Here is a 14112-nt window from a genome sequence, read left to right as displayed (position 1 = left end):
CTATAACAATTTTGAAGTTTAGTTAGTATACAACATCAGTCTAAAATCATATCATAAAAAACCATCAATGACATACTCACAAAAAACCGCCACTTAATAGTAGCGGTTTTGGTTATCATCAATCTATCAGTCAATGATAAAATGCTCAATTTTCATGTCAGTCATCACCTCAGGCGATGCAGTCATAGAGTCAGCAAGTCCATTGGTGCGTGGTAGAATTTTATCAAAATAGAATTCTGCCGTTTGTATTTTGGCAAGATAAAACTCGTAAGGCTGCTGCCCGCCATTTTTCATCTTGTCATAAGCAATCGCTGCCATTCTCGCCCAATGATATGCCATCATCACATAGCCTGAGTACATAAGATAATCTTCGGATGCTGATGAGACCACATCTCGGTTTTTACGCAAAGCAGTTAGGGCAATACGACCTGTTAGAACATTCCACTCGGCACACAGCTTGGTCAATGCCCAGACATATTTACGCATCTCTTTGTCTAGGGCATAGTCGCCACACCATTTCATGATACCTGTGGTATAATCACGCACCACTTTACCTTTGCCTTGTAATAGCACCTTACGACCCAGTAAGTCAAGGGCTTGTACACCTGTCGTACCTTCATACAGAGTGCTAATGCGAGCGTCTCGGGCGATGAGTTCCATGCCCCATTCTTTGATGTAACCATGTCCGCCAAAGACTTGTTGGGCATTTTTGGCAGATTCTAGGCTAAGCTCGGTCAAAAAGCCTTTGATGATGGGGGTAAAAAAGCCCATTTTATCATCCCAATGCTCAATCGCCTCTTGGTCTCCCTTGCCCACCGCTTCGTACAGTTTATCGGCATAGCGAGCAGTATGATAAATCATGCTTCTTGCCCCTTCGCTAAATGCTTTTTGGGTGAGTAATAGACGGCGGACATCGGCATGGTGAATGATGGCGTCGGCTGGCTTATCTGGCTCTTTTACACCTGATTGGGCGCGCATTGAACGGCGTTCTTTGGCGTATGGTAGAGAGTTTTGGAAAGCCAGTTCCATGTGCGATAGACCTTGAATGCCTGTGCCAATACGAGCGGTATTCATGTAGGTGAACATGGCTTTTAAGCCTTTGTTGGCTTCACCAATGAGAAAGCCTTTGGCATTGTCAAAATTCATCACACAGGTCGCTGATGAATTGATACCCATCTTATGCTCAATAGAACCACAGCTTACACCATTACGCTCACCTACTGTGCCGTCAGCATTTACCAAAAACTTAGGAACAATGAACAAAGAAATGCCTTTTGTGCCAACAGGTGCATTGGGCAAACGAGCCAACACGATATGAATGATATTTTCGGTCAAATCATGCTCACCTGCACTAATAAAAATCTTAGTGCCATTAATGAGATAACTGCCATCATCGCTAGGTTTGGCAGATGTTTTCATTTGTCCCAAATCGGTACCACAGCCTGCTTCGGTCAGACACATTGTACCACTCCATTCACCGCTTACTAGTTTGGGTAAATAAGTATCTTTTTGCTCGGTAGAGCCGTATTGCATAATGGTATTAATCGCCCCTGTGGTCAGTCCTGGATACATAGAAAATGGCCAGTTTGCAGTACCCATCATCTCTGCTTTGATGAGATTTAGGGACGTGGGCAGAGCCATGCCACCGTATTGTTCAGGGTAGGATAGACTTTGCCAAGCACCCTCAACGAAGGCTTGATACGCCTCCTTAAAGCCCTTTGGCGTGGTAACTTCACCATCTTTGAAATGACAACCTTCGGCATCGCCAGACTGGTAAAGGGGGGCAAGCACGTCTTTGGAAAATTCGGCAAAACCTTCCAAAATCATATCCACCGTCTCAGGGTCAGCATTTTTACCACAGTCTAGTCCTGCATAATGCTTGGGGAAATCAAAAACTTCATTCATCAAAAATTTGATGTCTCGCAGGGGGGCTTTGTAGGTTAGCATAAACACTCCGTTTGTATTGCTAGTCAAAAGATGATTCTACTATACCTTATTTTTTTGGAAAAGGGGTAGGAATTTTCATAATCAATAATTATTTTTCATGATTTGAGAATTATTTTATAAAAATTAGTTATAAAAATTCCCACCGCACACATGATACGGTGAGAATGATGAGTATTATTAGTCTACCAGATATTGAAAGTGCTGTGATTAATGACAATTCATCAAGGCTTGATAAATCTTGGATTTGACGTACCCCAAATGGTATATAGGTCAGCCAGCAACGCTCCGTTGATGTCTTCAATCTCGCTTTGAGTAATTTTGGCGTTGCCTTGTGAACCATAAATCACCACCTCATCGCCTGCTTTGATGTCAGGAAAATCAGTAATGTCCACCATGGTTGTATTCATAGAGACTTTGCCAACCACAGGCACACGATGACCATTGATGAGTACATAACCTTTATTGGTAAAAACACGGCGATAACCGTCCGAATAGCCAAAGGGCAGATTTGCCAATCTAGAATCTTTGGTTAGGGTAAATGTACCGTCATAGCCAACTTTTGTGCCAGCCAAGTATTCATTGACCGACGCCACTCTTGATTTAAAAGTCATGATGGGTTCATAAGCAGGCGTAGTAGCGATGGTATCACCATAAATAATACCTCCTGGTCTTACCATATCAAGGTGAGACTCTGGGACGGTGATGGTGGCAAAGGAGTTGGCGGTGTGCAAAGTGATTTCTTTGCGGTCAAGTTTGGCGGTTTTGATAAGCCAGTCGCTTTGTTCTTTGAATTTGGCGAGTGCTTCACGCACAAAAGTTTCATCTTCTAGTGCATAATGCGTCATGATACCCACAAGATCAATGTGTGATAGACGTACGATGTTCAAGGCATCTTGTTTGCCCGTTTCGCTACTCATTTCTAGTCCGTTGCGGTTCATGCCTCCTGCATTGAGTGCTAAGTGATAATCAATGACTTTGCCATGTTTTTTGGCAATCTCATTCACCACTTTGGCATGATCCAAATCACCAATCAACTCCTCAATATTGTACACCAAGCCCTGCTCAATCTCATCAGGACTTGCCGTGCGTACTCGGCTAATGACCCCTTTATAGCCATGCAAACGAGCGATTTTGGCTTCATCGTTACTGGCGATACCGATACAAGGCACATCCAACTTGATGATGCTTGGCATGAGTAAATCAATGCCGTTGCCATAAGCGTCCGCTTTCATCACCGCACAGATTTTGGTTTGGTCGGAGAGTTTGGCTTGGAGTTGTTTGATGTTGTTTTCAAAGGTTTTAACATCAATCTCCACCCACGCATTGGCGGTTTTGCTCTGGCTGATGTCGTAGCTGTCGAATTTTTGGAGTGGAGGAGCAGAATGGGCGGGGTAGATTGCCAAGAGTGCCAACGTAAGTGCCAGTGGTGCAAATGAATGACGCATGATGATTTCCTTATGTAAAATTACTCAAAATATTACCAAAACCTTGCCATAGTTTGAGTAATGTTATTTTATTGGGCATTTTGGTAAAATGCAATCTTTTTTTGTGGGGATTAATTTGCCAACAACGCATTTTTCACCAACGCCAAATCCACCCGACTGATGTCCGCCCCATGCCACAGCTCAAAAGAGAGCAGAGCCTGATGAATGAGCATACCCATGCCGTCATGGGTGGTGGCAAAGTGGCTAAAATGGCTTAAAAATTCCGTCTGTTTGCCATACATCATGTCATAGGCGACATCGGTGGTGATGTCTGCGTTGTCAAAACCCACCGTTTGCCCTGTCGTGCCTGCACTTGTGGCGTTGATGATGACATCAAAATATCCTGTCAACTCTTGGGCAGTCAACGACTCGGCAAAGACGTGCTGATTGGTGGTAAATGGGGTGAATATATCCACCAGATTTTGTGCTTTGGCTAGGGTGCGGTTAAAAATGGCGATGCTGTTTACTCCTGCTTGTAAAAGCGGTAAAATCGCCCCCCGAGTTGCTCCGCCCGCCCCAAGTATGGCGATGTTTTTACCGTTTAAACTCACCCCTTTGGTGAGCAAATCCGCCACCAAGCCCCGACCGTCTGTGTTGTCACCATAGAGTTTGCCGTCCTTTATGGCAAGGGTGTTGACCGCTCCTGCGGTGCGGGCAAAGTCGGACAGCTCCCCTGTACTTTGGCAAAGCTCAAACGCCGTTTCTTTAAAGGGTAGAGTCACATTTGCTCCCACGCCACCCCCATGAAAAAATGCGTCTACCACCGCCTTAAAACTTTCTACATCATTGGGACAAAATTGGCGAGCATAGCACACATCAAGCCCCAATTGACGGGCAAATTCGTGATGAATGATGGGACTTTTAGAATGAGCAATGGGATTGCCTATCACAACACAATGACGCATGATTTTTCCTTAAAATAAAACTGTCAAATTCACGATTTTTGAGTACAATAGTCATTTTAACAAATTTTTACGCACCTTGTCATGAATCGCCCACTTTTTATCAAACCAAAACCCAAAAGATACCCTTACGTCATCGCTCTTATCATCGTGGCGGTGGGATTTATGTGGTTGCTTCAATCTGACCCAAAGACAGTAGAAGCCCCTTCTACCCCCAAAGTATATCACCCCGTCAGCTATGATGTGAGCGAGTGGGAGAGGCACGCCCAGATGAGTAAGCCAGATTTTGAGATGTTAAAAGGGCTTGTTGGTCATAGTGCCACCCAGACTGATACGCTAGATTTTTATGGCAACATGGCAAATAAATACAGCTTCGTTTCGGCATATGAACCGACACTATATGTGGTAGAATCCAAAGAGAGTTTTGAGTTGGCATGGTATTTTGCCCATACCAAAGATGATGAAAAAACCAAACAAACTAGCCAAAAATACGCCCAAAAAGCCTACCAAGTCATCACCGCTTTGTATGGTGATGATGGGCGATGGCTCTTGCAAAATATGCTGGACGAAGAGGTGCCAACTTTTGAAGATGAGTCGTTGTTGTTGGCACGTTGTCGGGATTATTTGTGTCGCTTGGTGGTTAAAAAATAACCAACTTACCACCACCATGTGAATGGCACAAATGGCTCATAATAGCCAAAGCCACGATTTAGGTGGTTGATACGTTGACTCATCTCGTATTGTTGCAATCCCATCATGTTGGCGTGGTGCAAATTGGCAAGATTGCTATCATCACACACGGCTGACAAGGTATAGCCCATGCGTCCAATGTCGTAGGCGTTTTTGGTGGTGCAGTAGGATTTAAGACCTTCTTGGCGACCTTTTTCCCACAATTCACGGTTTGGCGTGGCAAGGTTTTGGCAAGTTTTGGCATGGCGTAAAATGGCTTGACTGCTTGCCCCAAGTTTGCCATCTTCCACACCAACTTTTTGCCAGTTGGCGTTGGCACAGTCGGCTTGGTTGAGTGTTTTGGTGGTAGCACAGCCTGACAGTAGGGTAAATGATAATATCCCTACAAATGTTAAGGTAATTTTTTTCATGGCAAATGAGCGTTAAAATAAAAGCCATTTTAGCATTTTTTAAACTAAATATCATAAAAAAACGCACCATTTAGATGCGTTTTTTAAATTTTAGATTAGTGGTCGTGCATAGGAATTGAACCATAGCACTCTAAGGTGTGAGCCTTACCATTGATGGTAACTTCTAACATACCAAACGTGCCTTTGGTGTGCCAATCATAGCTGGTGTCGCTACTTACATGGCTGACAAAACGCATACCCGAACCAGATGGAGCAAGTTGTGCGGTGATTTCGGCGTTGTTTAGGTTAAGTTTGGGGGCAGTGATGGTTAGTATGCTACTTTCTGCTTCTGGGTCATACAAGGCAGTAACTTTGGCACCTGCACCACATTCATAAGTGGCGGTAAATGAATCACCTTCTTTGTGATGTTTGGGTTTGCTATGATAGTCATGATTGTGTTCGTACTCATGAGTGTGCTGATGTCCATATTCGTGAGCGTGGTCATCTGCTGGGGTATGGGCGGTGGTAGCACAACCTGTCATGGCTAGGGCAGAAACAATGCCTGTGGCGATGAGTAGTTTTTTCATGGGCAACTCCATAAAGTGAGAAATTTTGGATTATTATACCTAAAATTTGTCAATCAATTGTAACAATTTACCGTTACAATCGTACAAAAAATGTCAAAACCCTTAACGTATTTTGATACAATAAACACACAATCACGCAAATCTATAAGGAATGATGATGAAATTGCAAGCCCATTTAAACCTAAACACCCCCATTATCCAAGCTCCGATGGCAGGGGCGAGCAATGCTGATTTTGTAATCAAGGCGTGTGAGCTTGGCGTGCTAGGCTCGCTTGGGGCAGGCATGATGTCTCCTACCCAAATCCATGATGAGATTGCCAAAATCAAGACAGGCACGGATAAAGCCTTTAACATCAACCTCATGATTTTGGACAAAACGCTCACCGAGCGGTACACCGACCCCATGCCCCAGTGGCTTGTCAAGCTCTATGATGAGCTTGGTGTTAGCCCAAAACTTGATGATAAACCTGCTCATGCCTTTGATGAACAATTTGCTGTACTGCTTACCAACCCTGTGCCTGTGGCGAGTTTTACCTTTGGGATTTTGACAAGCGAGCAAGTACACGCTTTGCACGCTGTTGACACGCTTGTTATTGGTACGGCAAATAGTGTGGCGGAAGTGCTGGCATGGCAAGCAATCGGTGCTGATGCTGTGGTGGTGCAAGGCATGGAGGCAGGCGGTCATCAAGGAGGTTGGCTTAGCCAAAATGATGAGAAGTTAGATACGCTAACTCTTTTAAAACTTGCCAAAAATGCCAGCTATATCCCACTCATCGGCGCAGGAGGCATCGCCAGTCGTGAAAATGTAAAAACAATACTTGATGGTGGGGCGGATTTGGTGGCGGTGGGAACAGCTTTTTTGACCACGCACGAATCACCCATCAGCCCCCTTTGGAAACAAAAACTGCTTAATGCCACAGGTAATGATACCCACCTGACTCGTCTGTATTCTGGCAAATGGGCAAGGGGTGTGATTACAGGTTATATGGAGCGTTTTGCCCATGTGGATAATGACAATTTACCAATTTATCCCACACTAAACGCCATGACCAAACCTCTGCGAGCTTATGGGGCAAGCCACCAAAACACCGACTTTATGTCGCTGTGGGCAGGCATGGGCGTGGAGCATTGCCGTGATGAAAGTATGAGCGAGTTGATACAACGGTTGGCTTGATGATAAAAAAGAGCCAAACCAGATTGGCAACTGTACCATGTGAGTGTGCCATGCTAGTTTGTGAAATAATCCATTGTAAACCAAGCAAACAAGCCCAGTTCAAACTGCTTGGATTTTTTGTGGCACAAGTTGCCGATAGAACAGCAAGTGATTTGCTTCATATTCAGCACAATTCATCTGCTTTATTTTACCATCAAATTAGATTTGTAATAGAACATCATCTTGATTTTGAAGCTAAAATTGAATTTGATGGCGAAATAGAGTTTGATGAAAGCTATTTTGGTGGGTACAGCGTGGAGCCAGTAGGGCTGTGTTTGGTTTGTTAAAGCGTGATGGCAAGGTGTTTGTGGTGGTGGTCAAAGACACCAAACAAAACACCCTAATACCCATCATCAAAAGTAAAGTCAAACCAGACAGTATTTGTTTACACACCTATTCAAGCGACAAACCAAAAGAGTGCTTGCTAAAACGGCATTGAAACAAAAAAACTTTCATCTTTTCATCAAAGAATGCAAGTTTAGGTTTCACTATGGGACACCATCTAATCAGCTTAAAGTGCTTAGAAAATGGTGTGGAGTTTAGGATTATCTACCACAGCCCTTCAAATATATCAAAGTCCGAAATTCAAGAGTTCGTTGATTTAATGGATTTTATCTATACAGGGAGACAAATGAGTTAATTCTACAAATACAAATTAAATCTATATGTTCAGCCAGCCTGAAAAGCTATTTTGCAAAATTTAGATAAAAAAACACCACTTGAATTTCCCCAAGCGGTGTTTTTTTTGCCCTTTATTTTCTCAACCCATACTGATAACCCACCCCCAAATGCTCCCTTAAAGTATCTCCTTCATAATCAAGATGATAAATGCCTCGCTCTTGCAAAATCGGCACGACTTTTTCCACAAAATCGCTTACCCCTTTTTGGCTATCAGGGGCAAGAGAAAAGCCGTCCGTTGCCCCTGCCTTAAACCATTCTTCCATAAAATCCGCCACATCGCTTGCCGTGCCCACCACCACAGGGTGATAGTTAATCACACCATTTGCCAGCACTTCTTTGGGCGACATTCCACGCTGAATCAGTTCCACCGCTCTTGGCGAACGCGGGTCGTGGGGGTGTGGGCTTGCCTGATTTTGTAGATATTCTGGCAATGGTTCATTCACATCTCGCCCTGTCAAATCCACCCCAATCATTGCCGATAAATAGCGAATTTGCCCATTAAATTCCTCATCACTCATAAAATCAAGGAGCTGCATACGGCGAGCGAGCGCTTCTTCATAACTGTCGCCAATGGTAAACATAAATCCGCTAAACATATTGATTTCATTAGGATTGCGACCGTGAGCAATGGCACTTTGTTTTAATACATTGCGATAGGCTTTCGCTTCTTCAATCGTAAAGGGGTTGGCATACACGCCACTGGCAAATCGCCCTGCCAGCTCAATGCCTTCTGGGCTTGGGCCTGCCTGAAAAATGGGCGGTTGTCCTTGTGGTGTGGCAGGAATCGGTAATGCCCCTTTGACCTGATAATGCTTGCCTTGGTAATTGGCGGGTTTAATCTGGCTCATATCGGCAAATTGTCCTGACACTTTGTCGGTGATGTAGGCATTTTCGCCAAAAGTCCCCCACAGCGTTTGCACCGCTTCCACCATTTCGTGTGCCATTTCGTAGCGAGTTGTGGTGTCGGGCAAGGGTTTATCGCCAAAATTGTAAGCGGTCAAAGGCGTGCCTGTGGTAACGGCATTCCAGCCCATACGCCCTTTGGATAAAGTATCCAGCGTCTTCAATTGTCGGGCAAGGTTATAAGGCAGGTTGTAAGTGGTTGAAAAAGTTGCCACCATTCCGATTTTTTGCGTGGCGTAGGCAACGGCAGAGAGCATTACCATTGGTTCAAGCGGAAAAGCAGGCGAACGCGTAGCAATGTCCGTACCACCGCCAGCCCCACCAAAGGACGGCGTGTCGGCAATAAACAGGGTGTGGATTTTGCCCTTTTCTGCCGTTTTTGCCATTTGGACATAAAAATCAATGTCGGTATAGGCTCGCTCGTTGCTATCGGCAAGTCGCCACGATTGAAATTCGCCACCATAGCCAGAGACGAGTTGCAGAGCTAATTTGATTTTTTTGTTGGAATTATCAAGATAATCAGTCATTTTGTTCTCCAATTTAAGTTTATGGGCGTATTATAAGGTTTTGAAATTGGGAATTGAATGGCGATTATTGGGAAGATGGGTTTTGGATTTGGAAAGGTGGGTTTTCAGGCTGCCTGAAAATAATTTTACAAAATTTCAATAAAAAACACCGCTTACATTTTCTATAAACGGTGTTGGTTGCTATCATTCAAATAATGCAATAATTAAAACATCTAATTCTTTTTCGTATGCCAATAAAGTTTTATCTTTATGCCAATCATTTGTTGTGGTTAAATTTTTGCAATATTGATGAATGGTTTTTGATAACTGAGCAATATCATTATGAAGTTTTATGGTTTTATCAAATTTTGGGATATTTAAATACTCCAAAACTTCTGTACCCCGATTAGTACTAACCGCATAACTGTCAATAATATGACGAATGGTCGGGGCATTTAAAATACCACCAATATAATAGGCTTCCCATTCATTATCCAATGCCAAAAATAACACTTTTGAGTCAGTAACAATGATTTTATCTTTACCCAATAAACCAATATCATAATCCATAAGACTTTCTTGGGCATTTCCAACAACTACTGCTGACATACTGCCTGTTTGTTCTTTCCATAATACTTTGTAAGGGCTATAAGTATATTCCCCTACATTATCCAAGCGGTAAAATGGATTTTTTTCTGGGTCAAAAAACTTACCATTTTGAACTCGGCTATCAAATAATTCTTTTCTATAAAATTCAAGCCATTTATGAGTTAATGGATAATCTTGCATTAATTCAATTTCAGGAATGCCATATTTATGTTGAGCGGTATGTGGTACGAGCATATACTCGTGGTTCATCACTCGCCAACGCTGTATATTGCGACCGCCAAGCATCGGATAAATCAAATCAGGTTCAACAATGCTAGTATGCGACCCCTTATCCAAAATATCTTTTCTGCGTTGTCTGCTAATATCATTGGTAATTTTGGCTTTGCCATTTTGATTGATGGGTTTTTCCAAAATATACACCCCTTTTGCCCCCGCAGGTTCAATGCCTTTTCTGCCCTTATAATTTGGCTTTTGGTTATTTGGCATTAAAATTCTCTTACTTAATTCAAGATAGTGCTCATCTAATGTTATCCAAGATGACTGAATGTCATTATTAGAAACAGGAAAAGCGGTCAATTTTTTATGTCCCAATACCTGTTTAACATTATGCCACTTTTGATGACTGTCAAATTTAATTTTTCTTGTCAAATATTGCCATTGATGATAATTTTTCATCGGATATTGCATTGCAATATTTTTTTGCATAAATATCGCCATTGTATTAATAGTAAATAATTCAATCTCTGAAAAATCATCTAAACGATATACAGAAAATGGCACATCTTGCCCATTTCTTACAATCTTAAATTTTCTAAATCCTTGTCCACCTTTTGATGATTTGATAAAGGACGCAGGCAATAAAAATCCCAATTTTCCATTATCTTTAAGATAATAATCCACAGCCACATAAGTTACTGCCATTGCAAAATCATCGTGGGTTGTTTTTTTATCATAAGCACTTTTTTCAAAAATACCATAACTTTGCCAAACATCTAGCGTGCCTTCACGATAAGTTTTGCTCATAGATTTCCAACTAATCCAAGGCGGATTACCAACAACATAATCAAATTTTTGATTAATCATAATTGGAGCAAAACTGTTTTTAAAAATTTTACCCCAAAATGAATTTTTTCCTGCCGAATGCAATTCGCAAAGTTGTTCAAATAACACCAAAGAAATTGCCAAATCATTTTCACAAGTTAAACCCAATTGATTTGTCAACATTGATTGAAATAGATTTTTTGCGGTACCAAATCCTGATATTTCCGCTCGCAATACATTTTCGCCTAAAATATCCAAAAATTGATTGGCGGTTTTTTGACAATTAAATTTAGGCAAAACAAATTCACCCAAATGTGTTTTTATGACCAATTTATTTTGATTTTGTTCAGAATAAACAACAGGTGTTAAAACAGAATCGCTAATATAAATAGGAATATGAATGGATTGATTAATTAAATCGTCTTTATTTCCTTTAAAATTAGACAATAATGCCAAAATATAATTGGCTTTGGCGGAAATTGCAGAAATTGGATTAATATCAAATCCCACCACATTACTGGTAATTTTATTTAAACCATTTAAATCACTTAAAGGATTTTGTTCTGCAATCTTTTTAATACTTTGTAATAAAAATGCACCGCTACCACAAGTTGGGTCGCAAATTCGTTCATCGATATTGCCATTATAATCTACATTGGATAATACAAATTCTACTGCCCAATCAGGCGTAAAATACTCACCCATCAAATGACGCATTTCTTTGGGAATTAAACCCATATAAACTTCTTGCAAAATATCTTGCATTGTTTCAGGTTTTAATTGAAATGACGACATTTCAAAATTATTAATGATTTCAATTGCATAATGAATAACGGAGATGTCAAATTTTTCAGTATAAACAAACCATTCATAAAAATGAATTTCAAAAAAGTTAGCAATAATATTTTGTTGTTTTTCGTCTTTCCCTTCAAACAAGTCTTTTAAAACAGATTTTTTTAATGCTGACTGCATTTCAAATTCTGGATTAATTAACTGTTTTAAAAAGTTATTAATGAGTAGTTTGATTAAAATATTAAAATAGGTTTGCAATGAAAACAAATATTTTTTCATATCCAAATTGGGATATTGACTATCATTAATTTGATACAAATCTTTTAAGGGTTTAATATAGTCTGTAAAATCAGTTTGCTCATTTTCTTCGCCGTACAGAACACCAAAAACCCTATCCCATTCATTATACAAAGTAATCACACGATTGCTGGGATTGGTACTATCAAAGTTACTCATTAAACTTTTATAAATCGTATTAACACCATTGCGAATATTTGGCTGATTTGGATTGATAAATTGTAATAAAGTTTCTTTACTTAAAGCCAACTTTTCTCTTTGGCGAATGAGAATTTTTAAGCGTTCAATGCCAGACTCCATATCAAAAATTTCATAGGTAAAATTTAAGGTTAAATTAAACGCTTGATTGGCAAGACTTCCTTTTTTTATTTTGATAATTTGATTATTGTGAGAAGTGGCAAAACGAGCAAAAATAAATTGTTTACCATCAAAACCAATGCCAACCTGATGGGTAATTTTTTTAATTTTTATTTCATCACTATCTGTTTTTTCAATATTGGCTAATTCAAAAATATATTCGTAAAGACCATTATCTTTATCATTTCTACCAAACAAGGCTTCATTAATACCTTTTTGGGTATCAAAATAACCTAATTTTTTAATTTCAAAAGCCAAATTTTCAAATACTGCATCAGCCCTACCACCTTGTAAAAAACGATGTTCGTTATTAAAAGAATAATTAACCGTAGAATTTTGGTTCAGGTTTGAAATGATTGGATTGACAATCGCAGTATAAAATTGAATTTGTACATCAGATTCATTATTAAAGATGCGATTATTAAAATTAGAAATGAGCTTATTTGTATTTAAATCAAAGATTTGCATAGACGCATTACTCAACGGTATTTGAAAAAATTTTAAAATTTTAACATTTTTAAGTCCAAAAATCCACCTTTCAAACTACCCACAAAATAAAAAAAAACACCGTTTCCCCAAAAACGGTGTTTTTTATCAGCTTATTTTGCTCGCTCCCCAATCCACTCTGCCACATCATCATTAATCTTTTGTCCACCGTTTTCCAACATCAATAAATGCCCAAAATTGGGATATAAAATCAAACTTTTATCTAACGAGTTGGTTTCGTTATAAAAATCAATGGCATCTTTGGGTACGACAAACAAATCTTTGTTACCGCTAATCAAAAGCACAGGGGCGGTGAATTTATCGTCATTGTCTTTTAGATACTGTATGCCTTCTTTAAAACTGTTGGGGAATGAAACGGAGAATTTGTCTAACATCAACGGGTCGCCACCTAGCGATAAGCCCTCGCCATTAAAGGGTAAATTCAGCGTGGTCATCGCCACCATTCCGCTGACAAAACTGTCTTTGGGTTCTGGTCGTGGCAAATGCCCAAAATTCATTTGGTTATACCGCAAAACACCTGCCGCCAAAATAAAGCCGTCCGCCCCTTGTGGGTATTTTGTGCCGTAGAGTGCGGCAATGTGTCCGCCCATTGAATGCCCCAGCACAAACACAGGCGTGTTTGGGTTTTCTTTTTTGGCTTTTTCTACCACCAAACGCAAATCCTCCACCATTTCAAAATAGCTTTTGATGTGAATTGAGTCTCGTCCGTCTGATTTGCCGTGCCCACGATGGTCAAAGCGATACACGGCAATGCCGTTTTGGTTCATTGTTTTGGCAAACTCGCCAAACACTCCTGAATGACTTGCCAAGCCGTGTGAAATCACAACAACGGCTTTGGGCTTGGTTTGTGGCATGTCTTTTTGCAGGTGCAGAGTTAAGCCGTCAAGGGTTTTGATTTGGCTGATGGCGGCTTTTACTGGCTGGCTGATGATGGATCGATTGGGGGTTTTGGCGACTGCCACATTGCCAAAAGATAAAGATAACGCCAACGCAAGGGCTGTTGATTTTAGAATTGTTTTCATCATATTACGCTCATTGAATGGACTACAATGAGCGTATTATAAAATTTTAAAATTGATAATAGAATGGCGATTTTTTGGAAGTTGGTTTTTATAAATGAAAAATATGTTTTTTTAGACTACCCAAAAGATTTATTCACAAAAAAAACACCGCTTGAATGTCTCCAAACGGTGTTTTATACTAACCG

10 protein-coding genes and 1 pseudogene are annotated in these 14112 nt (G+C 40.6%); 3 read left to right on the top strand and 8 right to left on the bottom strand.

Annotation, left to right across the window (positions count from 1 at the left end):
• Positions 1 to 126: 126 nt before the first annotated feature.
• From MOB01S_RS10905 to aroE, 3 genes are all read right to left on the bottom strand, one after another.
• Positions 127 to 1947, bottom strand: coding sequence for an acyl-CoA dehydrogenase C-terminal domain-containing protein (locus MOB01S_RS10905; RefSeq protein WP_066805281.1), 1821 nt, complete (start codon positions 1945 to 1947; stop codon positions 127 to 129).
• 221 nt (positions 1948 to 2168) lie between these two features.
• Positions 2169 to 3398 (bottom strand): alanine racemase, encoded by a 1230-nt coding sequence (gene alr / locus MOB01S_RS10900; RefSeq protein ID WP_245640040.1) that lies wholly within the window; start codon positions 3396 to 3398, stop codon positions 2169 to 2171.
• A 104-nt stretch (positions 3399 to 3502) separates the two neighbouring features.
• Complete coding sequence (aroE, locus tag MOB01S_RS10895) at positions 3503 to 4339, bottom strand: shikimate dehydrogenase (protein ID WP_066805276.1); 837 nt, start codon at positions 4337 to 4339, stop codon at positions 3503 to 3505.
• Positions 4340 to 4417: 78 nt separating this feature from the next.
• Here aroE and MOB01S_RS10890 point away from each other — a divergent pair, with 78 nt between their 5' ends.
• Positions 4418 to 4984 (top strand): hypothetical protein, encoded by a 567-nt coding sequence (locus MOB01S_RS10890; RefSeq protein ID WP_066805274.1) that lies wholly within the window; start codon positions 4418 to 4420, stop codon positions 4982 to 4984.
• Positions 4985 to 4989: 5 nt separating this feature from the next.
• On the opposite strand, the gene MOB01S_RS10885 is transcribed toward MOB01S_RS10890, so the two are convergent.
• Both MOB01S_RS10885 and MOB01S_RS10880 read right to left on the bottom strand, forming a co-directional pair.
• Positions 4990 to 5433 (bottom strand): DUF2799 domain-containing protein, encoded by a 444-nt coding sequence (locus MOB01S_RS10885; RefSeq protein ID WP_066805272.1) that lies wholly within the window; start codon positions 5431 to 5433, stop codon positions 4990 to 4992.
• Between the two features lie 95 nt (positions 5434 to 5528).
• Positions 5529 to 5999: an MliC family protein gene (locus MOB01S_RS10880; protein WP_066805271.1), complete on the bottom strand. Its 471-nt coding sequence runs from the start codon at positions 5997 to 5999 to the stop codon at positions 5529 to 5531.
• Between the two features lie 157 nt (positions 6000 to 6156).
• Between MOB01S_RS10880 and MOB01S_RS10875 the strand changes: the two genes are divergently transcribed.
• Positions 6157 to 7173: an NAD(P)H-dependent flavin oxidoreductase gene (locus MOB01S_RS10875; protein ID WP_066805269.1), complete on the top strand. Its 1017-nt coding sequence runs from the start codon at positions 6157 to 6159 to the stop codon at positions 7171 to 7173.
• Positions 7174 to 7223: 50 nt separating this feature from the next.
• A pseudogene (locus MOB01S_RS12200) lies at positions 7224 to 7755 on the top strand (IS1595 family transposase).
• 209 nt (positions 7756 to 7964) lie between these two features.
• Here MOB01S_RS12200 and MOB01S_RS10865 read toward each other — a convergent pair.
• From MOB01S_RS10865 to MOB01S_RS10855, 3 genes are all read right to left on the bottom strand, one after another.
• The gene (locus MOB01S_RS10865) at positions 7965 to 9323 is read right to left on the bottom strand and encodes an NtaA/DmoA family FMN-dependent monooxygenase (protein WP_066805262.1); all 1359 of its coding nucleotides are present in this window, start codon (positions 9321 to 9323) and stop codon (positions 7965 to 7967) included.
• 183 nt (positions 9324 to 9506) lie between these two features.
• Positions 9507 to 12866, bottom strand: coding sequence for an Eco57I restriction-modification methylase domain-containing protein (locus MOB01S_RS10860; RefSeq protein ID WP_066805259.1), 3360 nt, complete (start codon positions 12864 to 12866; stop codon positions 9507 to 9509).
• Positions 12867 to 12997: 131 nt separating this feature from the next.
• Complete coding sequence (locus MOB01S_RS10855; protein ID WP_218016098.1) at positions 12998 to 13930, bottom strand: alpha/beta hydrolase; 933 nt, start codon at positions 13928 to 13930, stop codon at positions 12998 to 13000.
• Between the last annotated feature and the right edge of the window lie 182 nt (positions 13931 to 14112).

This window comes from Moraxella oblonga NBRC 102422 (assembly GCF_001598275.1).
GTDB classification, from domain to species: Bacteria; Pseudomonadota; Gammaproteobacteria; order Pseudomonadales; family Moraxellaceae; genus Moraxella; species Moraxella oblonga.
Note: the sequence above shows the minus strand (reverse complement) of the source record. Positions and strands in the feature narration are given on the sequence as shown.

Excerpts from the sequence above, each read along its gene's own strand:
- MOB01S_RS10905 (WP_066805281.1), bottom strand. The coding sequence starts at position 1,947 with ATGCTAACCTACAAAGCCCCCCTGCGAGACATCAAATTTTTGATGAAT.
- MOB01S_RS10890 (WP_066805274.1), top strand. The coding sequence starts at position 4,418 with ATGAATCGCCCACTTTTTATCAAACCAAAACCCAAAAGATACCCTTAC.
- MOB01S_RS10885 (WP_066805272.1), bottom strand. The coding sequence starts at position 5,433 with ATGAAAAAAATTACCTTAACATTTGTAGGGATATTATCATTTACCCTA.
- MOB01S_RS10880 (WP_066805271.1), bottom strand. The coding sequence starts at position 5,999 with ATGAAAAAACTACTCATCGCCACAGGCATTGTTTCTGCCCTAGCCATG.
- MOB01S_RS10875 (WP_066805269.1), top strand. The coding sequence starts at position 6,157 with ATGAAATTGCAAGCCCATTTAAACCTAAACACCCCCATTATCCAAGCT.
- MOB01S_RS10865 (WP_066805262.1), bottom strand. The coding sequence starts at position 9,323 with ATGACTGATTATCTTGATAATTCCAACAAAAAAATCAAATTAGCTCTG.
- MOB01S_RS10860 (WP_066805259.1), bottom strand. The coding sequence starts at position 12,866 with ATGCAAATCTTTGATTTAAATACAAATAAGCTCATTTCTAATTTTAAT.
- MOB01S_RS10855 (WP_218016098.1), bottom strand. The coding sequence starts at position 13,930 with ATGATGAAAACAATTCTAAAATCAACAGCCCTTGCGTTGGCGTTATCT.